Genomic DNA, 24,142 nt, shown 5'->3' on the forward strand with positions numbered 1-24,142 from the left:
TTTGACTTGGCTTGCCGCAGCGAGGAAGGCGTATTCTACGCATTTCCTGGTGGTTGTCAACCGCTGTGTTTAGCGGGTGAAGCGAGCGATAAAAAATGCGCTAACCTCCTGACAAACCAAGGCTTTTACACCTTATACACCGCTGGTAACGCTTGGCGTCCCCGGCAGCGGATGCGTACTTTACGGTTTCGCGGACGCGTTGGCAAGAGCTTTTTTAATATTGATAGTAGTAAGGCGCAAGCGACGCTTAATAGACATCGCGGAGCGAAGTTGGAACCAAAGAATCAGACCCGAGGTCGGCGATGCTATGGGCCCCGGTGAGTGTCATTGCTACCCGCATTTCCTTTTCGAATAACTCAAGCAAATGGGTAACGCCAGCCTCGCCGGCAGTGGCAAGAGCATAGATGTAGGCACGCCCAAGCAATACCGTGTCAGCACCCATAGCAATCATCCGCACGACATCAAGTCCGCTGCGTATACCAGAATCAGCCAGTATCGCTATGTCACCTTTAACCGCATCGGCGATAGCAGGCAAAGCACGCGCGGTAGAAAGTACCCCATCAAGCTGGCGTCCACCATGATTAGAAACAACAATGCCATCCGCGCCAAAGCGAACCGCCTCACGAGCGTCTTCGGGATCAAGTATGCCCTTGATGATCATAGGGCCATCCCAGAACTCCCGAATCCACTCCAGGTCTTTCCAGGAGATAGCCGGATCGAAGTTGTCACCAAGCCAGGCAATATAATCTTCAAGCTCCGTTGGCTTACCGCGATAATCAGACACGTTACCTAGATCATGAGGGCGACCATGAATACCCACATCCCAAGCCCAGAAAGGATGCATTGCGGCCTGAGCCATTCGCCGGATTGGCCCATACTTGCCGCTCATACCAGAGTGCGCATCGCGATAACGCGCCCCAGGCACCGGCATATCGACGGTAAAAACCAGCGTTTTGACGCCAGCGGCCTTAGCTTTCTCCAATGCATGCTTCATAAAGCCACGGTCTTTCAGCACATAGAGCTGAAACCAGATAGGCCGATCGACTGCCGAGGCTACTTCATCGATTGGACACACCGATACTGTCGACAGCGTAAACGGTATACCTTTATTAGTAGCTGCGCGCGCCGCCTGCACTTCACCGCGTCTTGCATACATGCCTGCCAACCCCACCGGCGCCAAAGCAATCGGCATGGCAAGGTTCTCACCGAACAGCTCGGTCTCCAGTGACAATGAAGACATATCCTTCAGCACGCGCTGACGTAACGCGATACCGGCAAGATCCTCGACATTATGCCGCAGCGTATGTTCGGTATAAGACCCGCCGTCCGCGTAATGAAACAAAAAGGGCGGGATACGGCGCTTGGCCGCTTGTCGGTAATCCGTGGATGCTGAAATGATCATGGCGAGCCCTATGCAGTGTATGCGTTTTACATCGACGCTCAATTGTTAGAATTGGTTTTACCAATTGACAAAAAAGTAACGCCAACATTAGTGAGGCGCCTTAAGCGTGTCAAACGATGATGCCGCTTTATAGCACCCCACTGCGCTATACTTTAGTTTAAAGCCGCTATTTATGGGCCTGACAACACCCCCTGCCCTAGAGACTCTTGAGCTAAGGCTTCAAAGCCCTTAATATTGGTCTTACCAATTAAAGGAGCCAACCAACATGAGCTACCCACCGCTCCGCCAGCAGCGCTTGGCCGATGTAATTACTGAGCGCCTAGAAGCCATGATGTTGGAAGGCAGCCTAAAACCAGGGCAACGTCTGCCTCCTGAGCGTGAATTGGCCGAACGCTTCGGCGTCTCGCGCCCTTCTTTACGTGAAGCAATCCAAAAACTAGCGGCTCGCGGTTTACTGACCAGCCGCCAAGGCGGCGGCACTTTTGTTAACGACGACCTCAGCAATGGTTATACCGACCCATTGCTGGAAATGCTTTCCCGCCACGACGAGTTCAACCTGGATTTACTCGAATTCCGTGATGCCATGGAAGGGATATCCGCTTATTACGCTGCACTGCGTTCAACACCCGCGGATAAGGCCGTTCTGATCCAGCGTTTTAAAGAGCTCGACGGCGGCTTCGCCGGTGCCGACCCTATTCAAGAAGCGAAACTGGATGCAGCGTTCCACCTTGCGATTGCCGAGGCTGCCCATAATGTTTTGCTGCTACATACCATTCGCGGCATTTTTCATCTGCTGGAGAAAAGCATTGTTAATAATCTCGCCCACTTGTTTGCCAAGGAAGGTTCACGCAGCCAATTAATGCAACAGCACCGCGCTCTACTCAATGCCATTTTAGAAGGGCGCGCAGAAGATGCCCGCACTCGCGCCCACGAACATCTAGTGTTTGTCGAAGAAGGATTGTTGGAAATGGCTCGGGCAGAGACACGCGCCCAGCGCGCCCTTCGCCGCGCCCAAGGCAATAGCAAGACACCGGCATGAACAGCGCTGCCATGACCAATCAAGCCCCGGCTCCTTTACCGCTACGTTGGCGGCGCCTGTGGCTACTGGTCATTTCGCTCGGCTTGCTGTTATGTGTTTGGCAGGCTGCTCACCTAGCGCGTGAGCAAGCGCTTTCCAACTTGCAGGACGATGCTGAAAACGAGCTGCGACTGTCTGCCGCCAACTTGAACGGCTATTTGCTGCGCTACGACTACCTGCCGCAAATGCTTGCTACCCGGGAAGGCGTGCAGCGCTTTCTGGCCTCTCCCGACAGCCAAGACCCAATGCCATTGAATATGCTACTGGATCGTTTCCGCTTCACAGCAGGCGTGTCGGACGTCTATCTGCTCAACCGCGATGGCGACACGATCGCCGCCAGCAATTGGCACCGCCCCAATACCTTTATCGGCCAGAACTATGCATTTCGTTCCTACTACACCGATGCCATTGCAGGCGGCCAGGGCCGTTTTTTTGGTTTGGGCATCAAGTCTCTTGAGCGGGGCTACTACTTTTCTTCGCCCGTGTGGCTAGACGACACCTCGCCAGATTCACAGCCAGACGGGGTGTTAGTGGTTAAAGTCCTGCTAGATGACGTTGAAGAGAGCTGGGCGGAACAGGATGCCGAGCTGTTTGTGACCGATAGCGACAACATCATTTTCATGGCCAGCCACCCAGAGCTGCGCATGAACGCACTTTACCCGCTCAGCGATGAACAGCGCCAAACACTGCACGACACTCGCCGCTACGCCATGGAGCCGCTGTCGCCTTCGGGTATAGAAGTCGATGCGCCTTACCGCCAGGGCAGTCAGCTGGTCAGTTTCTCCCAGGGCCCGCTAAGTAACGGCGACTACCTTAGCCTGACCCGGCATATTCCTGAGTTTGGCTGGCAAATGCATATTTTAAAGCCGCTAACACCAGTGATTAGTGCCCAATGGATTGCCGCCCTCATGGCAGGCGGCCTTTATGGTGTGGTAACGCTTGGTGTGGGCATTGGCTGGCAGCGTCTAAGGCTGCGTCGTGAGCGGGAAGCATTTGCCCAACGCGAGCGCAACACTTTGGCCCGCGTGCGTGACGAACTGGAAGTCAGCGTTGAACGCCGCACTCGTGACCTGGTGGCCAGTAATCAGCGCCTTTCCGATGAAATTGAAGAACGTCGCCGCGCTGAAGCCAACTTGCGTCAAACCCAGGATGAGCTTATTCAAGCCGCCAAACTGGCGGTATTAGGGCAACTCGCCGCGGGCATCAACCATGAACTCAATCAACCGCTGGCGGCTATTCGCGCCTACGCAGAAAACGCCCGTCGCTTTATCGCATTAGCCCGCCACGACAAGGCGGATGCCAACCTGGAACAAATTGTCGAGCTGACCGAACGCATGGCGGATATCAGCGCCCAGCTGCGGCAGTTTTCGCGCAAAAGCAGCGAACGCCAGGAGACGATATCGGTACAAGCTTGTATCGACTACGCCTTACGCCTGTTTCAGAGCCGCCTGCGCGAAGGCAATATCAGCATTATTCAGGATTGGCCCGATGAAACGCTGTGGGTAAAAGGCGACCTGGTGCGGCTGGAACAGGTGCTGGTTAACTTAATCGGCAATGCACTGCAGGCTATGAAAGGCGTGCCGACCCCACAACTGATCTTAGGGACGCATACCCACCAGCAGCAGGTCGTTATCAGCGTTACCGATAACGGCCCTGGCATTCCCGAGGAGCATTTAGGGCATATTTTTGAACCCTTTTTTACCACCAAGGCGCCAGGGAGTGGTTTGGGTCTGGGGCTTTCAATCTCTTCACGTATCATGGACGATCTAGGCGGCAAGCTGCAGGCTGCTAACCAACCCGAAGGGGGCGCCTGCTTCACCATTACCCTGCCCCACTCAACATTTACGCACCCCCAGGAGCGCACTCACTATGCATGAGCCGTCGACGCTGCCGGTCATGGTGATCGACGACGAACCGCATCTGCGGATCACCGCCAGCCAAACCCTCGAACTTGCGGGCTACACGCCCTACTGCTTTGAATCGGCAGAACAAGCGCTGGCGGCATTAACGCCGGACTTCCCCGGCGTGATTGTTAGTGATATCCGCATGCCGGGGATGGATGGCATGGCGTTACTGCATGAGCTACACAGCCGCGATGCCACCCTGCCGATTATTTTAATCACCGGCCATGGCGATATTTCTACCGCGGTAGAAGCGATGCGCGCAGGCGCCTGGGATTTTCTCGAGAAGCCCTTTGCCGGTGATCAACTGCTGGATGTGGTACGTCGTGGTATTGAAAAGCGCCAGCTCAGTTTGGAAAACCATCGCCTAAAAGCGGAACTAGAGGTGCAACAGGCCGCATTAGGGCCGCGGTTGGTAGGGCGCACACCGATCATTTCACGGCTGGCCTCGATGATTCAGCGCATCAGCCAAGTGGAAGCCGATGTATTGCTGTTTGGCGAGACAGGCACCGGCAAAGACCTGGTCGCCCGTGCCATTCACGAGCGCAGCGCCCGGCGTAACAGTCCGTTTATGGCCATTAACTGCGGTGCGGTGCCTGAAAACACCATTGAGTCAGAGCTGTTTGGTCATGAAAAAGGCGCCTTTACTGGCGCCGTAGAACGGCGCATCGGCAAGTTTGAACACGCTAATGGCGGCACGGTATTTTTAGATGAAATTGAATCGATGCCCATGGCGCTGCAGGTCAAACTGCTGCGGGTACTGCAAGAGCGCAGCGTCGAGCGGCTAGGCGCCAATGAAACCGTTCCGCTTAATATCCGCGTGATTGCGGCCACCAAAGTCGATCTCAAAACCGCCTCTGAAGAGGGAAATTTTCGCGAAGATCTATACTACCGGCTGAACGTGGTTACCCTGCCGCTGCCCGCGCTGCGTGAGCGGCGCGAAGATATTCCTTTACTGTTTCAACACTTTGCCGTGGTGGCTGCCAACCGCAGCGGGTTGGAAGCGCCAACCCTAGACAGCCCCGCCATTGCCGCCCTGCTGGCCCACGACTGGCCCGGCAATGTACGTGAGCTGCGTAACCTTGCTGAGCGTTATGTGCTGCTGGGTGCTGCTTTTGATTACCGCCTGGACGCGCTGCTGGAAGGGGTCAACGCCGATACCGAAGAGCTCACTCTGCCGCGCCAGGTAGAGCTGTTTGAAAAGAGCCTGATCAGCCAATCATTGGCGCGCTACCACGGCCGGGTAACCGACGTGTGTCGCCACTTAGGCATTCCGCGCAAAACCTTTTACGACAAACTTAAAAAGCATGGACTCAACGCCGACGACTACCGCCACAGCAGCGAGCCTTGATGCAGCAATTCACCCAATACCGACCAGGGCGGCACCCAGGGAATTAGCGTAAACGTCGCAATCAGCATCAACAGATTGGACATCGGCCGACGGCTATCACCTAACTTCAGCGCCGTTCCAAACGAACGCTTTAGCCGGGCACCCTCCAGGTCAACGCTATATATTTCATCCAAACTCAGATGAATCAAAAAACCGACCAACGTGGCAGCCCCGTGGGACCAGGCCAACCACGCTGGCTGGCCGAGTAAGTTAAAACTAAACGCGGCGGCCAGTAGGCTACATAGCCCACCTGCCAGCAGAGAGTGCCAAATACCGCGGTGAACGGTCAGTCGCGAAAATAGTACGCCCGCCAAATAGCGAACACAGAAGTAGATCCCACCACAGGCAACCAACAGCGCACCAGGCGTTAGCCAGGGCTGGAGCAACAGTGCCCCCAGCACCAAGGCAGGCACTGAAAGTAGGTTAAATATCAAACGGATAGAGTGAGAACGGTCGGCATCAATATCGGGCAGAATGCCACCAAACGTGACCAACGCAATCATCACCACCGCCTGGGAAGGCGGCCACCATTGGCCTTTCCAGCCTGCGTAAGCTACTAGCATGCCGCCCGCCGCTGCTACCGTAATATGCGTGCGAAAATTAGCCATGACGCGGCATCCCAGAGTCTGCAAAACAGAAAACTGTATAAATTAACAGATTTCTTGCGGCCGCGACATGACTTATTTAGAAAAAAGGTTGGCTGAGCAACTGCTTAGGCTTTTCTAAGAAAAATGATTAAAGAGACGCTTCTGCCAAGAAACGGTCTTTTAATTTGACGTAGTTACCGGCGGTATAGGGGAAGAAAGCGCGCTCTTTATCTTTCAGCGGCCGCATCGCTTTGGCCGGATTACCAGCATACACATAACCACTTTCCAAATGTTTACCCGGCGTGACGACAGCACCCGCGGCGATAATGACCTCGTCCTCGACGACCGCGCCATCCATCACAATCGCGCCCATCCCTACCAGTATCCGGCTGCCCAGCGTGCAGCCATGCAGAATCGCTTTATGGCCGATCGTCACGTCGTCCCCAATGGTGAGCGGAAAGCCGTCGGGGCTGAAGTCACTTGCGTGGGTAATATGCAGCACGCTGCCATCCTGCACGCTCGTTCGTGCGCCGATACGAATACGGTGCATATCGCCACGAATCACCGTCATTGGCCACACGGAGCAGTCGTCACCCAGCACCACATCTCCAATGACCACGCTGGCCGGATCAATATAAACACGCTCACCCAATTGGGGTTCGATACCTTGATAGCCTCTTAGCGCACTGCTCATCACTCGCTCCTGAAATGTTGGAAGGAAAACGTAGAGAACTTGACCAACCCACTATAGCAACCCGGCCAATAGAACAATAAAGGTCAGCGGAATCGACACCCAGCGGATGATATTACGCCACACTAAGTAGCCGCTCTCACCAACACCTAACGCGCTGACCACCCTTTCACGTGGCATGATCCAAGCCGCAAAAATCGCGATTAGCAGGCCACCCAGTGGCAGAAAAACATCCGGCGGTATACTGCTAACCAGCTCAAAGACGTTGCGCCCGAACAGCGGCCGAAACTCAGCCAGGGAGGAGAAGGAGAAGGCTGATAATAGCCCGATCAACCAGACGCTGAGCGCTACGATCGCCGTCGAAATACTCCGACGCAGCCCCAGCCCTTGCAGCGTGGCGACCATCGGCTCCGCCAGATTAATCGCCGATGTCCAGGTGGCCAACAGCAGCAGTAAAAAGAACACGCTTAGCCATACCGAGCCCCATGGCAGCTCAGAAAAGGCGATAGGCAACGTCACAAACATCAAGCCCGGGCCGTCGGCAGGGTCCATACCCTGAGCGAATACCACTGAGAAAATAGCGATCCCCGCCAGTAACGCCACGCTGATATCGAGTACTGCGACCGCAACCGCCGCCTTGGGTAAGCTTTGCTCTTCCGGCATATAAGCGCCATAGGCCATTAATGCACAGGCCCCCACCGCCAACGTGAAGAAGGCATGGCCCATGGCATGCACCACTACCGATGGTGTCAGCGCCTCGAAAGAGGGTAAGAACAGCCACGCCAGCGCCGTACCAAAACCATCGGTCGTCGCGGCATAGCCCGCCAGTAGCAGCAACAACAGATACAACAGCGGCATCAGCAGGTTGTTCAACCGCTCCAGCCCCTTGGCAACGCCCGCCGCGACTACGCTCATGGTCATAAATAGAAACAGCGAGTGATTAAAAATCAGCAGCCCCGGATTGGCTAAAAAAGATTCAAAGCTGGCACCGATCTCAGCGGCACTCGCGCCATTAAAGTTGCCGTTAACGGAGGCCACCAGAAACTCAATCGACCAGCCGGATACCACCGAGTAGAACGATAAAATGCAGAACACGGTGAGCGCCCCGAACAACCCTAGCCAGCGCCAGTGCGGGGAAGCCCCCGCCTCGGCCGCCAAGGCCCCCAGCGCCTGCATCGGCCCACGCCGACCGGCACGGCCAATCAGGATCTCGGCCATCATTACTGGAATCCCCAGCAGCAGCACGAACGCCACGTAAATCAGCAAAAAGGCCGCGCCACCATTCTCCCCTGCCACATAAGGGAAGCGCCAGATGTTGCCTAACCCCACCGCAGCACCTGTTACCGCCAAGATAAAGGCCCGTTTCGACCCCCAGCGCTCCAGCGTCTCGCTCATCACATGCTCCTGCCATTGGTGGCAATAAAAGGCGGCAAGACTAGCAGGCGCTTGCGTGCAGGCCAAACCCTAAGCGTAAACCCGGATATTAAACATCGTTATTATAGTTATTGAAGCGAACATTGAAACGCAGCCCCACCGCCCGCACTGTGTCATTATTATTGCGCGTTTTGCGCTTCCTATACGGTTTTAAAATTGCTGCCACCTGAGGTGCCTATGTCCACCAACCCGCTGCTTGAAACGCACGAGCTACCCCCCTTTGCTGAGATTCGCGCCGAGCATGTGGAGCCCGCTGTGGAAACGCTGCTTAGCGAGAGCCGCGAAGCCATTGACCGCCTCGCCGAACAGGCAGCCGCCGCCCCGCCAAGCTGGGAGAATTTTGCGGTGCCACTCGAAGCCGTCAATGACCGGCTGACTAAAGCATGGTCACCGGTCTCGCACCTTAACGGCACCATGAACTCTCCAGAATTGCGCGAAGCATATCAGGCATGCCTTGAAAAACTCTCCGCTTTTGGCACCTGGGTTGGACAACACGAAGGGCTGTTTCATGGCTGGCAAGCGCTAAAAGAAGGCCCGGCCTGGGAAACCCTGGATGCCGCACAGCGGCGTACTGTTGAGAATGCGCTGCGCGATTTTCGTCTGGCCGGTGTCGACCTTCCCGCAGACAAAAAAGCCCGCTACGGCGAGATTCAGTCGCGGCTCTCCATGCTGTCAAACCAGTTCTCGAATAACGTGCTGGATGCCACTCAAGCATGGCATAAAGATATCGACAGCCAAGAAGCCTTAGCAGGTGTACCCGAAAGCGCCCTTGAAACATTAAAAGCGACTGCCGAAGCGAAAGGCGTGGCGGGCTACCGTATTACCCTGGATTTCCCCAGTTTTTTCCCGGTGGTTAGCTACGCTGACAACCGCGAGCTGCGTCGCGAAGTGTATACCGCCTTCGTTACCCGCGCCTCAGACCAGGGCCCTGATGCGGGTAAGTTTGATAATGCCGCGATCATGGAAGAGATACTGGCGCTACGTAGCGAAATTGCCCAACTACTCGGCTTTGACACCTACGCTGATTATTCGCTGACTACCAAAATGGCAGAGTCCCCCGAGCAGGTACTCGACTTTCTCAACGACTTAGCCCGCCGGGCGCTTCCCCAGGCGCAAGAAGAGTTTGCCGAGCTAAGTACTTATGCCCGTGACGAACTTGGCCTGGAGGCGTTAGAACCGTGGGATGTTGCCTACGCCAGTGAAAAATTGCGCGAAGCGCGCCATGCTATTTCTCAAGAACAGCTGCGCCCTTACTTTCCCGCGCCACGGGTGGTCGATGGCTTGTTTCAGGTGGTTGAGCGTCTTTATGGCGTGCGCTTTGAAGAAGATACCGAAGCGCCTCGCTACCACCCTGACGTACGCTATTTCCGCATCACCGAAAACGGCCAGCCGATTGCCGGTTTTTATCTGGATCTATACGCCCGTGAAGGCAAACGGGGCGGCGCTTGGATGGCTGATTGCCGCGTGCGGCGTCAAACAGAGCAGGGCCTGCAATTGCCGGTCGCCTTTTTAACCTGCAACTTCACGGCCCCGGTAGGCGGTCGACCTGCGCTGCTCACCCATGATGAAGTCACCACCCTGTTCCATGAGTTTGGTCACGGCCTTCACCATATGCTGACCAAACAGGATATTGCCGATATTTCCGGCATTAATGGCGTTGCCTGGGATGCCGTCGAACTGCCCAGCCAGTTTATGGAAAACTACTGCTGGGAGCGCGAAGGGCTAGACTTGCTCGCCAAACACGTTGATAGCGGCGAACCACTGCCCGCCGAGCTGCTTGAGCGCCTGCAAGCGGCTAAGAATTTCCAATCCGCCATGGGCATGATGCGTCAAATCGAGTTCTCACTTTTTGATTTACGACTGCACCACGAGTTGAGCGCTCCCAGCGCCAGCGACGTACAAAACTTGTTAGATGAAGTGCGCGATGCCGTATCAGTATTGCCGAAAGTAACGTACAACCGCTTTCAGAATAGCTTTGGTCACGTATTTGCCGGGGGCTACGCTGCCGGTTATTACAGCTATAAATGGGCGGAAGTGCTCTCGGCGGATGCCTGGAGCGCCTTTGAAGAGGCCGGTATCTTCGACCCTGAAACAGGACAGCGCTTTCGTTGTGAAATCCTCGAACAGGGCGGTGCCCGAGACGCGGCGGATCTGTTTGTTGCCTTTCGTGGCCGTGAACCCAGCGTCGAACCGCTGCTGCGCCACTGCGGCATTCGCGCTGCTTAAATTTTTTAAACCCTTTCCCATGCGTGGCACCTTGGGTGCCACGCGTTTGGAGTTTTGAATGTCGACTGTTAAACGCTTTATCGCCGGTGTTACCTGCCCGCGCTGTGCGGCGATGGATCGTATCCGCGCCTGGGAACAAAACGGCATCCGTTATCGCGAGTGCGTCAGCTGCGATTTTTTTGAGCAACTGCCCATCGAAGAAGATGCGCTTACTGAGATGACCACTAGGGTCAACCAGGTTCGTGATGATCAGAAACAGCAGGATGTGCAACCCGTACGCATTATGGATCCAGGCAAGTCTTCCCGCTAATTCCCTCCTCTCGCACTGGTCGTATCAGAAGAGCGCAGCAAGTGTGCGGTTATCCGCACACTTAAAAGCCGTTGCCGTGCGAACAACCGGACACAATAGCGAAAAGCCCTTTCCACCAAAGTTGAATAAAAAAATTATAAGCATTTGATTTTAAAGAAATAAATATAAGCTGGCACAACTATCGCTGTTATAACTGCTGCATAGCCTGATTAATGCCGTTCGATGAGCGCTATTACTCGGAATCATCAGACTATAACCCCAATAACAGCTAGGAACTTTCGCCATGCGCAATCAAATGCCTAAAACGTTCACTCTTCTCGCCAGCAGCGCCCTGCTTGTGGCGGCTGCCAGCAGTGCTCAAGCTCAAGCAGACCGTTCCGGTTGGCCTGACAACTTCACTGTAGGTACCGCAAGCCAAGGCGGCACTTACTTCGTTTACGGTTCAGGCTGGGCAAACTTTATTGCTGATGAGCTGGGTGTATCGGGTGGCGGTGAAGTCACCGGTGGCCCTACTCAAAACCTGGCACTCGTGCACACGGGCGACATGGCATTTGGCTTAACCACCATGGGTCCCGCTTCTGATGCCATTAAAGGCGAAAGCCCACTGGCGCCTGGTATGAAGATGGACAATGTATGCGCCATGTTCCCCATGTACGAAACGCCGTTCTCCATTACCGCGCTTGCTGACAGCGGCATTGAGTCAATCTCCGATATTCCGGATGGCGCACGTATCGGTTTTGGTCCGGCTGCCTCAACGTCTGACACTTACTTCCCGGCCATTTTAGAAACCTTGGGCGTTGACTTCGAGCGCCGTAACGGCGGCTGGTCAGACCTGGGCGGTCAGTTGCAGGATGGCCTACTTGACGTTGTTGCCTTCGCTGCGGGCATTCCGATCCCGGCAGTTAGTCAGTTGGAAGTACAAACTGACGTCAACATCATCGAATTTAATGAAGAAGAGTTAGCTACGGTACTGGAAAACTACCCAGTCGCTGAATTCATGATCCCGGCGAACACTTATACAACGCTTGAAGAAGATGCTCGCGCTGTCTCCATGTGGAACTTCGCTATCGCTGGCTGTGATCTGCCGGAAGACTTCGTTTATGAAGTCACCAAAGCCACCATGGAAAACAACGACCGTATGCGCTCTGTGCACCGTAGTGCTGAAACCACCATTCCAGAAAACATCAAGCACAACACCGTGCTGCCGTTCCACCCCGGTGCTGCTCGCTGGTATGAAGAGAACGGCTATGAAATTGCTGATGACATGATCAACTAAGCAACCTTAAACCGTTCTAACTGCCCCGTTTCCGGTTTCGCCGGGCGGGGCAGCTTTCGCTGCTCCCCCCCCTTTGTCTGCTTTTGCTGTGAGGGTGAACTCTAATGAGTCACAAAACCGACCAAGAACCCACTGGCCTCAAGGATGATGCCCACGCGGCTTCTGCGATACCAGAGTCTATTGCTGATGGTGTCGATGACGACGTTGTTGAACCCAATCGCCGCCTGTTTACGGGCTGGCAATTCTTGCTATTTGCGGCATTAGCGATCGCTTACTCAAGTTTCCATCTGATTTCACTCAACGTGTATCCGATGGAAACCTGGTCGTTTCGTATCGTACACATTGCCGGTGCGCTTATTCTGGGTTACGGGCTATTTGCCGGTGCCCGCTTTGCCGAGGACGATCATCAGGCGTCAGGCGCCTGGATTAAGTGGGTTAGCTATGCGCTACTGATCCCCGCTGCCTATACCTTGGCGCAAGTTTTCGTGATGTACCAAACGCTCAGCGGTAGTGCCATGCGCATCGACCCAAGTGTCGAAAACTGGCACTACGGCTATCCGCTCATGGCGACCACGGCGGGTGCGATTGTGCTGTCATGGTTTTACCGTCAAGCTCGGCACCGCTTCAACCCTGCCGATTTGGTGCTGATGGTTTGCGCGATGGCGAGCGCAGGCTATTTGCTAGTGGCTTATAACACCAATATCCGTATGTCGACGGGTACGTCGTTTGCGCCGTCAGGTATTTCCTGGGCGGCCATCGCAGGTTCTCTGCTGATTCTAGAACTTACTCGCCGAGTAGCTGGTTTAGCGTTAGTGGTGATTTCCGCAGTCTTTTTGACCTACGTTTTCGCCGGTCCTTATTTACCGGGCTTTTTGGGCTATCCGGGCCTGTCACTGCAGCGTTTCTTCAGCCAGGTGTACACCGATGCCGGTATCCTCGGGCCCACCACGGCAGTGTCATCGACCTATATTATTCTGTTCATCATTTTTGCCGCATTTCTTCAAGCTTCGAAAGTCGGCGACTACTTCGTTAACTTTGCCTTTGCCGCAGCGGGTCGTGCTCGCGGTGGCCCCGCTAAAGTGGCTATTTTCGCCTCTGGCCTGATGGGCATGATCAACGGCACATCGGCGGGTAACGTGGTTTCTACCGGCTCCCTGACCATTCCTTTGATGAAGAAAGTCGGTTATCCCGCGCGTAGTGCGGGTGCCATCGAAGCCGCCGCTTCAACCGGTGGGCAGATCATGCCGCCAATCATGGGTGCTGGCGCGTTCATCATGGCTGAAGTGACCGGTATTCCGTATACCGAAATTGCCATTGCGGCGATCATTCCTGCCATCCTCTATTTTGCCTCTATCTACTTTATGGTCGACTTTGAAGCCGCCCGTAAAGGCATGCGTGGCATGCGCAAGGATGAGATCCCGCTGTTCTCGAAGCTGGTGAAACAGGTTTACCTGTTTGCGCCCATTATTATCCTGATTGTCGCGCTGTTCATGGGCTACTCGGTTATCCGAGCGGGCACCCTGGCAACCGCTTCAGCCGCCGTTGTGAGCTGGATTTCGCCCAATAAAATGGGCCTTCGTGCAATCCTTAAAGCCCTGCAGATTGCGGGCACCATGTCGATTCAGATTATCGCCGTGTGCGCCTGTGCGGGCTTAATCGTCGGGGTGATTTCACTGACGGGTGTCGGTGCACGCTTCTCATCGCTGCTGCTTGGTTTAGCCGGTGTCAGCCAACTGCTAGCGCTTGTGTTTGCCATGTTGATCAGCATTTTGTTGGGGATGGGCATGCCGACCACCGCCGCCTATGCGGTGGCCGCGTCCGTCGTTGCGCCAGGCCTAATCAATATCGGTATTGAGCCACTGATCGCGCACTTCTTCGTGTTCTATTTTGCCGTCGTGTCGGCGATCACCCCGCCCGTTGCCTTGGCCTCTTATGCAGCCGCCGGCATTTCTGGCGACAACCCCATGGGCACGTCAGTGGCGTCGTTCAAGATTGGCTTGGCCGCGTTCATTGTGCCGTTTATGTTCTTCTACAGCCCGGCCATGCTGATGGAAGGCTCGCCGATGCAGATCTTGCGTGTTGGGGTGACTGCAACGCTGGGGATTGTTCTGCTGTCGGGCATGGTACAAGCGTGGTTCTTTGGACCGGTTAATGCTTGGCAGCGCGTTGTCATGCTGGTGGGGGCGATGTTTATGATCTACGGCGGTATCTATACCGACGTCCTCGGCCTCGCGATTGGTATCGTGCTATTCGTTATGCAGCGCAAGCTACACGGCGGTGGTAATAAAACAGCGCAAGCTGGCTGAGTGGTTTAAGCCGCTAAATACGAAGCGTAAAAAAACCCCGCTCAACGTTGTTGAGCGGGGTTTTTAGTTAAGCGCCAACCAGTAATAAAGGGGCTTAGTCAGTCAGGTTGTCGACGACCTTCAGCACCGGTGCGGCTTGGTTAAGGGTATAAAAGTGCAGGCCTGGCGCACCACCATCCAGCAACCGTTGGCAAAGACGGCTCACCACATCGGTGCCAAAAGCGGCAATCGCTTCGCTGTCATCACCATACGATTCCAACTGCTTGCGAATCCAGCGCGGGATCTCGGCACCACAGGCGTCAGAGAAACGCGCCAGCTTGGTGTAGTTGGTAATCGGCATAATGCCGGGGATAATCGGCTGCTCAACGCCGAGCGCGCGGGCTTTATCAACGAAGTTGAAATAGGCATCGGCGGTGAAGAAGTACTGGGTGATGGCCATGTTGGCCCCCGCCTTCATTTTACGCGCGAAGTTTTCCACATCCTTATCAAGATTAGGCGCCTGTGGATGAGATTCAGGATAAGCGGCTACGGCGATATCGAAATGGTCACCGGTTTCCGTGCGAATAAACTCAACCAATTCGTTGGCATAACGTAGCTCACCAATGCTTCCCATACCGGAGGGCATGTCACCACGCAGCGCTACCAGGCTATCCACGCCCTCTTCCCGGTACTGCGCCAGCAGGTCGCGCAGCTGAGCTTTTTCACTTCCAATACAAGAAAGGTGCGGCGCGGTGGTGATGCCACTCTCGCCGACCGCACGCACTACCTCGCGGGTACGCGCCTGAGTCGACCCACCGGCGCCGTATGTCACCGAGAAAAAACGCGGTTTGCGGGCGGCCAGCTCATCACGAACGTGGATCAGCTTGTCGCGCCCAGCATCGGTATTGGGCGGGAAGAACTCAAAGCTGATGCCTAACGGATGCTCGTGGCTGCTCATGGGATTTCCTTTTTAGATCAATAGTGATGATATTTGGGGTATTCTCGCTGTTCCATTGCGCTGGGGCTAATGAAAGATTTCACGCTCGGCCTTTAATTCGGCTCATGTTCGTCAGTCACCACATATTTTACGGGAGGGTAAATGGATATTGCACCTGCGGCCCTGGTTGGGCCACTACTGATGTTACTGAGCTATGTGGCGTTAGGCTGGCTCGCCGCCCAACGGCTTAAACTGGATCCTCGCCCGATTGCCACGCTATTGGTTTACCTGATTGCCCCCTTTACCATTTTCCGTGCATTGATGAACGGTGGCCCGACACCTGACTATTTGCTGCTGACATTAGCGCTGTTCATTTTGGCGAGCCTCATGGCGCTGGTGGTACAACGCATTACGCGCCACCGTTTTGGTGAACATGAAGCCGCCCTGCTGGCGTTCTCCTCAGGGACGGGCAACACCGGCTATTTCGGGTTGCCGATCGCGCTAATCTTGCTGCCCCCCGAGGGCGTCACTCTTTACCTGTTCTGCATGCTGGGGATCAATATCTACGAATTTACCGTAGGCTTTTACCTTAGCGCGCGCGGGCGCTTTTCAGTGCGTGAGAGCTTGATCAAAATTTCACGTCTACCGCTTATTTACGCCTTTTTATTAGCCTTAATGCTTAGCGCTTTGGAAGTAACCATCCCCACCGCGGTAATGAGTTCGCTACAAGTCTTCCCCGCTACGTATACGCTACTGGGCATGATGATCATTGGCATGACGCTCAGCCAAGTAACGCTTGCCGCCTGGGACTCACGCTTTGTAGCCACCTGTCTGGGCCTTCGCTATCTGCTCTGGCCGCTCGTCATGTTGGGAGCTGCTTTAATACTACAGTGGGTGGCACCTCTTTCCACGGAACTGGCCTTGGCACTGCTGTTGATAGGCGTGGTACCCATGGCTTCCAACGTAGTGGTGGTGGCCATGGAGCTGGGTATTCAGCCACAAAAAGGCGCGTTAGCCGTGCTGGTCACCACACTGCTCGCGCCGCTGCTGATTCCGCTTTATCTCGGTTTGATGCTGCGTCTCACCGGGCTTGGTTAGTGAGTGAGTTAGCTAAAACCCTGCAACCCCCGCCTGCTGCAACTGCCGAGCCATGCGCTGCACGTCGGGGTGGCTGAAAAACGCTACCAGCGCATCAGCACGAACCCGACCGACGCCAGGAACGGCTTGCCACTCTTCGCGCTGGTAGCCTGCTAACTCATCCCAATCCCCACGAACTGACTCGCTACCCGGCGGCGCCCCCAGTGCACTCAGCCATGCCGAAAACGGCCTGCTACGGGCAACCTGAAACTGCTCAATGAGCGCAGCGGCAGTGACCTCACCAATGCCATACGCCAGCTTTAGCTGACGTGGTTCAACCTCCAACCAGTCCAGTAAATGAGTGACTACGCCCGCGTCCATCAGCGCTTGCCAGGTACCTTCACCAATACCCTGCATGCCAAGCTGCTCGCCAAGATGGGTGAGCCGCGCCAGCAACTGGGCATCGCAGCCAAGGGTTAATTCAAAGCAGCTCAGCAGGTTAAAGCGCTGGGGTGAAGGCGGAGTCAACGGCGAGCGCTCCTGGGTATGCCACACCACCTCGCTTAACTGGGGAATCGTTAACCCGCCCAAGAAGATCGCCACTTGATCGCCAGGTCGAACATCCAGTGCTTCCCAGCGCTCCAGCGAGCCTAACGAAACACGGCTGATGCGACGCCCCTCCAGCTGTACCGGGTTAAGCCACACCAGCGGCGTCACACGGCCGGTACGCCCTACGCGAAATTCAATGCCGCGTACTTCCGCTAGCGCCTGCTGAGCGGGGTATTTCCAGGCAATGGCCCACTCCGGCGGTGACGATGACCAGCTCCGTACGCCAGGGCGCTCGGCTTGTTTGATGACCACGCCGTCGGTGGCAAACGGCAGCGGGCCGTTGAACCAGCTATCGCGCCAGTAAGTGGCATCACGTCGGTCATCTAGCGGCTGGGTATAGCTGGCAGTATCAAAGCCCAGCGCGGTAAGACGCGCTAAACGCTCGTCCATACCAGTAGGCCCGTCGGGCCAATCCCAAACAAACAGGCCAATACGCTCAAGGGTGGCCACGGTAGGTGAGGACTGCGCCATTGCTCCCGCCACGGCGCCCCGGGCACCCGATGCGGGTGACCGTGACTGCACGTGCTGGGTTAGCCGCCAGTACAATTCGCCTTGGAGCACCGCAGAAATAGGCTCAGGCAGCGTACTGGGAACAGCGGGTAACTGGCGCGCCCGACTCGTCCAGTTTTGGCCCCGCTCGCCATCGCCACGGCTAACGGCTTCGACCAATTCGCCATCGACATAGCGCAGCGTAATCGCCACGCCGTCTACCTTGGGTTGAATCCATAGGTCTTCGCGGCGGCTGGTAAAGCGCCTGACTCCGTCGTCATCGGCTTTAGTAAGCCCACGCTGCGCCGCCGGATGATCGAGAGTACCGCTGCTTCGGGTAACTCGCGAAAGCGGGCGATGGGCTGGTGAATTACCTAAGCAACGTTGCCAAGTGGCTAGGCGCTCTACGGCTTGGTCGTAGAGGGCGTCATTGATCAGCGTGACGCCCTCGTCATGGTAGGCTGTGTCCCAGCGTTGAACCTGCTCGGCCAGTGCTTGGCTTTCGCGAGTCAAGCGCTCCTTCGACCAATCAGGGCACTCGGCAGCCTGTGCGGAAAACGTGACAAGCCCGATAAGGCTAGCGAATACCCACGCAACGAGACCACTTGCCATCTTGCCCCTCCTCTTCACACGAATCGTTAGCAAATAGACTTAGCCTAACGCAGGGCTTCGAAGCAGCGCATAAAAAAAGCCCCCGGCCGGAGCCAAAGGGGCGATTTCATACATTGCTTACAAACGCAGTAGCGAATGTCTTACAAATTGGCCGCCTTGCGCAGCGCATCGGCTTTATCAATTTTTTCCCACGGAAAGGCGGTAAAGGTTTCGGTATGTTCCTCGCCTTTATCATCGCTCCAAGTGTAGCTGTGCTCGAACGGCGCGCGACCAAAGTGGCCGTAAGCGGCAGTGAGCTGATACATCGGGTGGAGCAGGTCGAGCATTTTGGTGATTGCGTAAGGGCGCAGATCGAAATGCTCGCGAACCAGCGCAACGATCTGTTTATCGTCAATTTTGCCGGTACCAAAGGTATCGATCGACACGGAAGTGGGTTCGGCCACACCAATGGCGTAAGAGACCTGAATCTCACACTTGTCTGCCAGGCCCGACGCAACAATATTTTTAGCCACATAGCGACCCGCGTAGGCGGCGCTGCGGTCAACTTTAGAGGGGTCTTTGCCTGAAAATGCACCACCACCGTGACGTGCCATGCCGCCGTAAGTATCGACGATGATCTTACGCCCCGTTAGGCCACAATCGCCTACCGGGCCGCCAATGACGAACTTGCCGGTCGGGTTAATGTGGTACTGGGTGTGCTCATCCAACCATTCAGCGGGGATCACTTGCTCAATGACCTCGCGCTTGATCATTTTACGCAGATCTTCCTGATCGATGTCAGGATCGTGTTGCGTGGAAAGCACGATGGCATCGACACCGCAAGGCTGGCCTTCGGCATTATAGCGGAAGGTGACCTGGCTCTTGGCATCCGGGCGCAGCCACGGCAGTAGGCCATTTTTACGCAGTTCGGCCTGACGCTCGACTAAACGGTGCGAGTAGTGGATCGGCGCGGGCATAAACGAATCAGTTTCGTTGGTCGCGTAGCCAAACATTAAGCCCTGATCGCCTGCGCCCTGATCTTCCGGCTTGGTACGGTCGACGCCTTGGGCAATATCGACACTCTGCTTACCGATCAGGTTAACCACGCCACAAGTCGCGCCATCAAAGCCGACATCAGACGAGTTATAGCCGATGCTGATAATCACATCGCGCACGAGAGTTTCTAAATCAACCCAGGCGGAGGTGGTAATTTCGCCGGCAATGATCGCCACCCCGGTTTTTACCATGGTTTCACAGGCAACACGCGCCTGTTTATCACGGGCGATGATGGCATCTAACACCGCGTCAGAGATCTGATCGGCAATCTTATCGGGATGACCTTCGGAGACGGACTCGGAGGTAAACAGGGAATATTCGCTCATCGCGCACTCGACCCTCTGTATGACGGCTGTCTCTAATCCACAGCATCAGCAGGAAATCATGGCAGGTAACTCCTGCCCGTAAGAGAAGCGGCAGCACCACTTTCTCCACCACTTCGGGGGGCAGAGTCTACACGCTGTCGGCGATGCTTCCCAGAACGCGCTTACCAGAATTTGCCATCATATTTGCCGCAACATGGGAAGTCAGCGACAATAGCGGCTTTATAATTTCTGTTTCCAGGCGAGGAGCACCCCCATGCCATCCCGTTTTGAGCTAGCCAATGCCATTCGCGCGCTTTCCATGGATGCCGTTCAGAAGGCCAAGTCCGGCCACCCTGGTGCGCCCATGGGCATGGCGGATATTGCCGAGGTGCTATGGAATGACTACCTCAAGCACAATCCCGAAGACCCCAAGTGGGCCGATCGTGATCGGTTCGTGCTTTCCAATGGTCACGGCTCCATGCTGCTTTACTCTCTACTGCACCTAAGCGGCTATGAGCTAAGCCTGGAACAACTGCAGAATTTCCGCCAGCTGCACTCGCCCACCGCGGGCCACCCGGAATTCGGCTACGCGCCGGGCATTGAGACCACCACCGGCCCGCTCGGCCAGGGCTTTGCCAATGCGGTAGGCTTTGCGATTGCAGAAAAAACCCTGGCGGCGCAGTTCAATCGCCCTGGCCACAGCATTGTTGATCACCACACCTGGTGTTTCCTGGGTGACGGCTGCTTGATGGAAGGCATCTCCCACGAAGCGGCCTCACTAGCGGGTACCCAGCAGTTGGGTAAATTGATCGCGCTTTATGACGACAACGGCATCTCCATTGATGGCGAAGTCGAAGGCTGGTTTACCGACGATACCGCCAAGCGTTTTGAAGCTTACGGCTGGCACGTGGTACCGAATGTCGATGGTCACAAGCCCGAAGAAGTAAAAGCCGCTATTGAGCTGGCCAAGAGCCACGACGATAAGCCGAGCCTGATTATTTGCAAAACCATCATCGGTTTTGGCGCGCCCAACAAGCAGGGCAAAGAGGAAGCCCACGGTGCGGCATTGGGTGATGACGAAGTCGCCCTGGCCCGCATCCAGCTTGATTGGCCCCACGCTCCGTTCCATATCCCTGAGCCCATCTACTCCGCCTGGGATGCCCGTGCCGCTGGAAAAGCAGCCCAGCAGGCGTGGGATGAGCGCTTTGCTCGCTATGCCGAGGCCTTCCCCAGCGAAGCGCGGGAGTTTAAGCGCCGAATGAAGCGCCAGCTGCCCACCGAACTTGCCACTGAAGCACTGATCGAGCAGGCCCAAGAACGCGGAGAGACCATCGCGTCTCGCAAAGCTTCCTTTGAAGTGTTGAATACGATTGGCCCGCAAATGCCGGAACTGCTGGGTGGCAGTGCCGATTTGGCGCCCTCCAACCTGACCTTCTGGAAAGGCGCCAAGGCGATCACTCCAGAAGACGCCAGCGGTAACTACCTGCACTACGGTGTCCGTGAGTTTGGCATGGGAGCCGTCATGAACGGGATCGCTCTGCACGGCGGTCTGGTACCTTACGGCGCGACCTTCCTGATCTTTATGGAGTACATGCGTAACTCGATCCGCATGGCGTCGCTGATGGGCCAGCAGGTGATTTACGTCTTTACCCACGACTCCATTGGCCTGGGTGAAGATGGCCCGACCCACCAACCGATTGAGCAACTTACCAACCTGCGTACCACGCCGAACCTCAATACTTGGCGCCCTTGTGATGCAGTGGAAACCGCCGCCTCTTGGGATGCCGCCATCAAGCGCCACTCAGGCCCCACGGCGCTGGTGCTGTCCCGCCAGAACCTGCCCCACCAGCAGCGCACGAAAGCGCAGTTGGCAGCGATCCAAAACGGTGCGTACGTTCTCAAGGACAGCGAAGGAACGCCGGAGTTGATACTGATTGCCACCGGTTCAGAAGTGTCGTTGGCGATGGACGCCGCTGCCGAGCTTGAGCAGCAAGGCAAAGCCGTACGCGTAGTTTCCATGCCCTCGGCTTACCGCTTTAACGGTCAAGACGCTGAGTACCGTGAGAGCGTGCTGCCTAAAGCAGTCACCAAGCGTATCGCGATCGAAGCAGCTCACGCCGACTACTGGTACAAGTATGTAGGTCTGGACGGCCGCGTGATCGGCATGACCACTTACGGCGAATCCGCCCCGGCGGGCGACCTGTTCAAGCACTTCGGCTTTACCGTCGAAAATGTGGTCAAGCAAGCCAACGAACTACTCGGCTAAGCCATGCCCGCACTCAGTGGCTTTCTATGGTTGATTAGCTACTGGCTGATCGGTGAAGTGGTGATTCATGTCACTGCTTTACCGATCTCGTCAGGCGTTATCGGCATGTTGCTGCTATGCGTTACTCTCGCTATCCGTGGTCGCGTTCCTGGCAGCATTGCTGCTGCCGCCCAGCCGCTAATTGCCCTGCTCGCTATGCTGATAATGCCCGGCGTAGTGGGGGTGTTTTTTATTATCGGCGAGCTGGCCGGGCAATGGAGCGCTATTCTTATCGCGCTAGTACTAGGCACATTACTCAGCGTGTTTACTACGCTTTGGCTGCTTAAACGCCTCATCGGACAGTCACATGTCCGATGATTCATCGCTGCTCGCCCTGTTAACCACCACGCCATTGTTTGCGGTGGGGTTAACGCTTACCGCTTATCTAATTGGTAACGGGCTATTTCAGCGCCTAAAACGTCCCTCTTGGCTGCCCGCCATTTTGATCGCGGCGCTGCTGTTGGCAGGGGCATTAGCCCTGATAGGGCTGCCTTACGCTACCTACCAGCAAGGTGCCACTTGGTTAACGGTGCTGCTGGGGCCAGCCACGGTGGCGCTAGGCATGCCGCTTTACCAACAGTTACCGCGTATCGTCGAACTATGGCGGCCTTTGGCGATTTGTTTGCCCATCGCCGCGGCGCTAGCGGCTTTCTATTCGCTGGCAATTGCCTGGTTACTGGGTAGTTCGAACACGATACTCGCCTCCATTGCGGCCAAATCCGTTACTGCGCCGATTGCGATTGGCATAACCGAGCAACTTGGCGGAACGGTAGCGCTACTGTTAGGGGCGCTGTTGATCACTGGCGTCATCACGATTCCCTGTGTCAGTCTCGCCGCGCGCTTTTTACATATTGATGACGAACGCCTGATCGGTTTTGCGCTTGGGCTTAACGGTCATGCAATTGGTACCGTTAGAGCGTTTGAACTCAGCCCCACGGCTGGCGCATTTGCCTCGCTGGGAATGAGCCTTACCGGCATTTTCACTGCCGTGTTGCTACCTCTCGCCTGGCGGCTGTTAGGGATGGGTGGCTGATAGGAACCGGCAACTGATAAGAATCGCCGGCAGAAATGCGTTATCATTCCACGGTTTTCGACGTCATTTTCATGATTGATTCACTTTTAAGAGCCGCCCTCCGCATGGCTAATTCTGCTCCCCGGTATCGCATCGCCATTAACGGTTACGGACGCATTGGCCAATGCGTGCTTCGGGCGCTCGTTGAGCGGCACCACCCGGAAATTGAAGTGGTCGCCATTAACGAGCTCTCCGATCTTGCCACTATCACCTACTTGACCCGCTATGACACTACCCATGGCCGCTTCCCAGGTGAGGTGGATAACGACGGCGAGTGTCTAGTGGTCAACGGCCAACGTATTCAGGTGCTATGCGAACAAGATCCGCGCAAGCTGCCCTGGAAGGCGTTTGATGTGGACCTGGTGCTGGAGTGCTCTGGGAGCTTTAAAGATCGTGCCACTGCCGAGCAGCATTTAAAGGCAGGCGCTAAGCGGCTGCTGTTTTCCCAGCCTGCGGAAAATGATGTCGACGCCACCATTGTATGGGGTATTAATGAAGGCGAGCTGGCGCTTTCCCAGCGCATCCTTTCTGCCGCTTCGTGCACCACCAACTGTCTTGTGCCGCTGTTAACCATTCTGGATGAAGCGCTCGGCCTTGAGCACGGTGTCACCACGACCATTCACTCGGCGATGAACGACCAGCCGGTGATTGATGCGTATCATCAAACCGACTTGCGTCTTACCCGCTCGGCAATGCACTCCATTGTGCCAGTGGATACCGGCTTGGCGCTCGGCATCAGCCGCTTAATGCCTCACCTGGCGGGCCGTTTCGAGTGCCTGCACGTACGCGTTCCTACCATCAATGTTTCTGCGATGGATGTCGCGTTGACGGTTCGCCGTGATACTCACCGGGATGATGTCAATGCGCTGCTGCTGGCCGCCAGTCAGCAGCGCTTAAAGGGCGTACTTGGCTATACTGAAGCACCTATGGCGTCGGTTGATTTTAACCACGACCCGCGCTCAGGCATTCTCGATGCCACCCAAACACGGGTGGCCGGTAAGCGCCTTATCAAGCTGTTGTGCTGGTTCGATAATGAGTGGGGGTTCGCTAACCGGATGCTCGATATTAGTCAGCGATTGGCCACACTTTCGGCACAGACATAACCTGTTGGCATTATTGGT

19 protein-coding genes are annotated in these 24,142 nt (G+C 55.7%); 12 read left to right on the plus strand and 7 right to left on the minus strand.

What is annotated here, in order from left to right:
- Positions 1-247: 247 nt before the first annotated feature.
- Positions 248-1,402 (minus strand): FMN-dependent L-lactate dehydrogenase LldD, encoded by a 1,155-nt coding sequence (lldD, locus tag CXF87_RS08475; RefSeq protein ID WP_101146325.1) that lies wholly within the window; start codon positions 1,400-1,402, stop codon positions 248-250.
- Between the two features lie 265 nt (positions 1,403-1,667).
- Between lldD and CXF87_RS08480 the strand changes: the two genes are divergently transcribed.
- Genes CXF87_RS08480 through CXF87_RS08490 form a run of 3 tightly spaced genes read left to right on the plus strand, consistent with a single transcriptional unit; the run spans position 1,668 to position 5,732 of the window.
- A complete protein-coding gene (locus CXF87_RS08480) occupies positions 1,668-2,441 on the plus strand; it encodes a GntR family transcriptional regulator (RefSeq protein ID WP_101146326.1) in 774 nt (257 codons plus the stop codon).
- The gene (locus CXF87_RS08485) at positions 2,438-4,357 is read left to right on the plus strand and encodes a sensor histidine kinase (protein ID WP_101146327.1); all 1,920 of its coding nucleotides are present in this window, start codon (positions 2,438-2,440) and stop codon (positions 4,355-4,357) included. The genes CXF87_RS08480 and CXF87_RS08485 overlap by 4 nt, the downstream gene beginning before the upstream one ends.
- Positions 4,350-5,732, plus strand: coding sequence for a sigma-54-dependent transcriptional regulator (locus CXF87_RS08490; RefSeq protein ID WP_008959635.1), 1,383 nt, complete (start codon positions 4,350-4,352; stop codon positions 5,730-5,732). The genes CXF87_RS08485 and CXF87_RS08490 overlap by 8 nt, the downstream gene beginning before the upstream one ends.
- On the opposite strand, the gene CXF87_RS08495 is transcribed toward CXF87_RS08490, so the two are convergent.
- The 3 genes from CXF87_RS08495 to CXF87_RS08505 all read right to left on the minus strand — a co-directional run bounded on the left by CXF87_RS08495 (position 5,708) and on the right by CXF87_RS08505 (position 8,444).
- Positions 5,708-6,379 (minus strand): metal-dependent hydrolase, encoded by a 672-nt coding sequence (locus CXF87_RS08495; protein ID WP_008959636.1) that lies wholly within the window; start codon positions 6,377-6,379, stop codon positions 5,708-5,710. The genes CXF87_RS08490 and CXF87_RS08495 overlap by 25 nt on opposite strands.
- A 127-nt stretch (positions 6,380-6,506) precedes the next feature.
- Entirely contained in the window at positions 6,507-7,052 is a 546-nt protein-coding gene (locus CXF87_RS08500; protein WP_008959637.1) for a gamma carbonic anhydrase family protein, read from the minus strand.
- Positions 7,053-7,103: 51 nt separating this feature from the next.
- Positions 7,104-8,444, minus strand: coding sequence for a sodium-dependent transporter (locus CXF87_RS08505; RefSeq protein WP_101146328.1), 1,341 nt, complete (start codon positions 8,442-8,444; stop codon positions 7,104-7,106).
- A gap of 216 nt (positions 8,445-8,660) precedes the next feature.
- Here CXF87_RS08505 and prlC point away from each other — a divergent pair, with 216 nt between their 5' ends.
- From prlC to CXF87_RS08525, 4 genes are all read left to right on the plus strand, one after another.
- Entirely contained in the window at positions 8,661-10,709 is a 2,049-nt protein-coding gene (prlC, locus tag CXF87_RS08510; protein WP_101146329.1) for an oligopeptidase A, read from the plus strand.
- 58 nt (positions 10,710-10,767) lie between these two features.
- Positions 10,768-11,019: a YheV family putative zinc ribbon protein gene (locus tag CXF87_RS08515; RefSeq protein WP_008959640.1), complete on the plus strand. Its 252-nt coding sequence runs from the start codon at positions 10,768-10,770 to the stop codon at positions 11,017-11,019.
- Positions 11,020-11,302: 283 nt separating this feature from the next.
- Positions 11,303-12,295, plus strand: coding sequence for a TAXI family TRAP transporter solute-binding subunit (locus CXF87_RS08520; RefSeq protein WP_008959641.1), 993 nt, complete (start codon positions 11,303-11,305; stop codon positions 12,293-12,295).
- Positions 12,296-12,399: 104 nt separating this feature from the next.
- Positions 12,400-14,601 carry a TRAP transporter permease gene (locus tag CXF87_RS08525; protein WP_035564887.1) on the plus strand — a complete coding sequence of 734 codons (2,202 nt, stop codon included), beginning with the start codon at positions 12,400-12,402 and terminating at the stop codon, positions 14,599-14,601.
- 94 nt (positions 14,602-14,695) lie between these two features.
- Here the strand turns inward: CXF87_RS08525 and metF are convergent, their stop codons facing one another.
- A complete protein-coding gene (gene metF / locus CXF87_RS08530) occupies positions 14,696-15,538 on the minus strand; it encodes a methylenetetrahydrofolate reductase [NAD(P)H] (RefSeq protein WP_008959643.1) in 843 nt (280 codons plus the stop codon).
- 141 nt (positions 15,539-15,679) lie between these two features.
- On the opposite strand from metF, the gene CXF87_RS08535 reads away from it, so the two are divergent.
- A complete protein-coding gene (locus tag CXF87_RS08535) occupies positions 15,680-16,615 on the plus strand; it encodes an AEC family transporter (RefSeq protein ID WP_101146330.1) in 936 nt (311 codons plus the stop codon).
- Positions 16,616-16,627: 12 nt separating this feature from the next.
- On the opposite strand, the gene ligB is transcribed toward CXF87_RS08535, so the two are convergent.
- Both ligB and metK read right to left on the minus strand, forming a co-directional pair.
- Positions 16,628-18,304, minus strand: coding sequence for an NAD-dependent DNA ligase LigB (gene ligB, locus CXF87_RS08540; protein WP_101146331.1), 1,677 nt, complete (start codon positions 18,302-18,304; stop codon positions 16,628-16,630).
- A gap of 140 nt (positions 18,305-18,444) precedes the next feature.
- Positions 18,445-19,665, minus strand: a complete 1,221-nt coding sequence (metK, locus tag CXF87_RS08545; RefSeq protein WP_008959646.1) for a methionine adenosyltransferase — start codon at positions 19,663-19,665, stop codon at positions 18,445-18,447.
- A 253-nt stretch (positions 19,666-19,918) separates the two neighbouring features.
- Between metK and tkt the strand changes: the two genes are divergently transcribed.
- From tkt to CXF87_RS08565, 4 genes are all read left to right on the plus strand, one after another.
- Positions 19,919-21,910 carry a transketolase gene (tkt, locus tag CXF87_RS08550; RefSeq protein WP_101146332.1) on the plus strand — a complete coding sequence of 664 codons (1,992 nt, stop codon included), beginning with the start codon at positions 19,919-19,921 and terminating at the stop codon, positions 21,908-21,910.
- Positions 21,911-21,913: 3 nt separating this feature from the next.
- Positions 21,914-22,267 (plus strand): CidA/LrgA family protein, encoded by a 354-nt coding sequence (locus tag CXF87_RS08555; RefSeq protein WP_008959648.1) that lies wholly within the window; start codon positions 21,914-21,916, stop codon positions 22,265-22,267.
- Positions 22,257-22,982 carry an LrgB family protein gene (locus CXF87_RS08560; RefSeq protein ID WP_008959649.1) on the plus strand — a complete coding sequence of 242 codons (726 nt, stop codon included), beginning with the start codon at positions 22,257-22,259 and terminating at the stop codon, positions 22,980-22,982. Before CXF87_RS08555 ends, CXF87_RS08560 begins: the two co-directional genes overlap by 11 nt.
- Before the next feature lie 104 nt (positions 22,983-23,086).
- A complete protein-coding gene (locus CXF87_RS08565; RefSeq protein ID WP_035587409.1) occupies positions 23,087-24,124 on the plus strand; it encodes a type I glyceraldehyde-3-phosphate dehydrogenase in 1,038 nt (345 codons plus the stop codon).
- Positions 24,125-24,142 lie beyond the last annotated feature (18 nt).

Origin of the sequence: Halomonas sp. MES3-P3E, from assembly GCF_002836035.1 — a bacterium.
GTDB lineage: Bacteria > Pseudomonadota > Gammaproteobacteria > Pseudomonadales > Halomonadaceae > Vreelandella > Vreelandella arctica.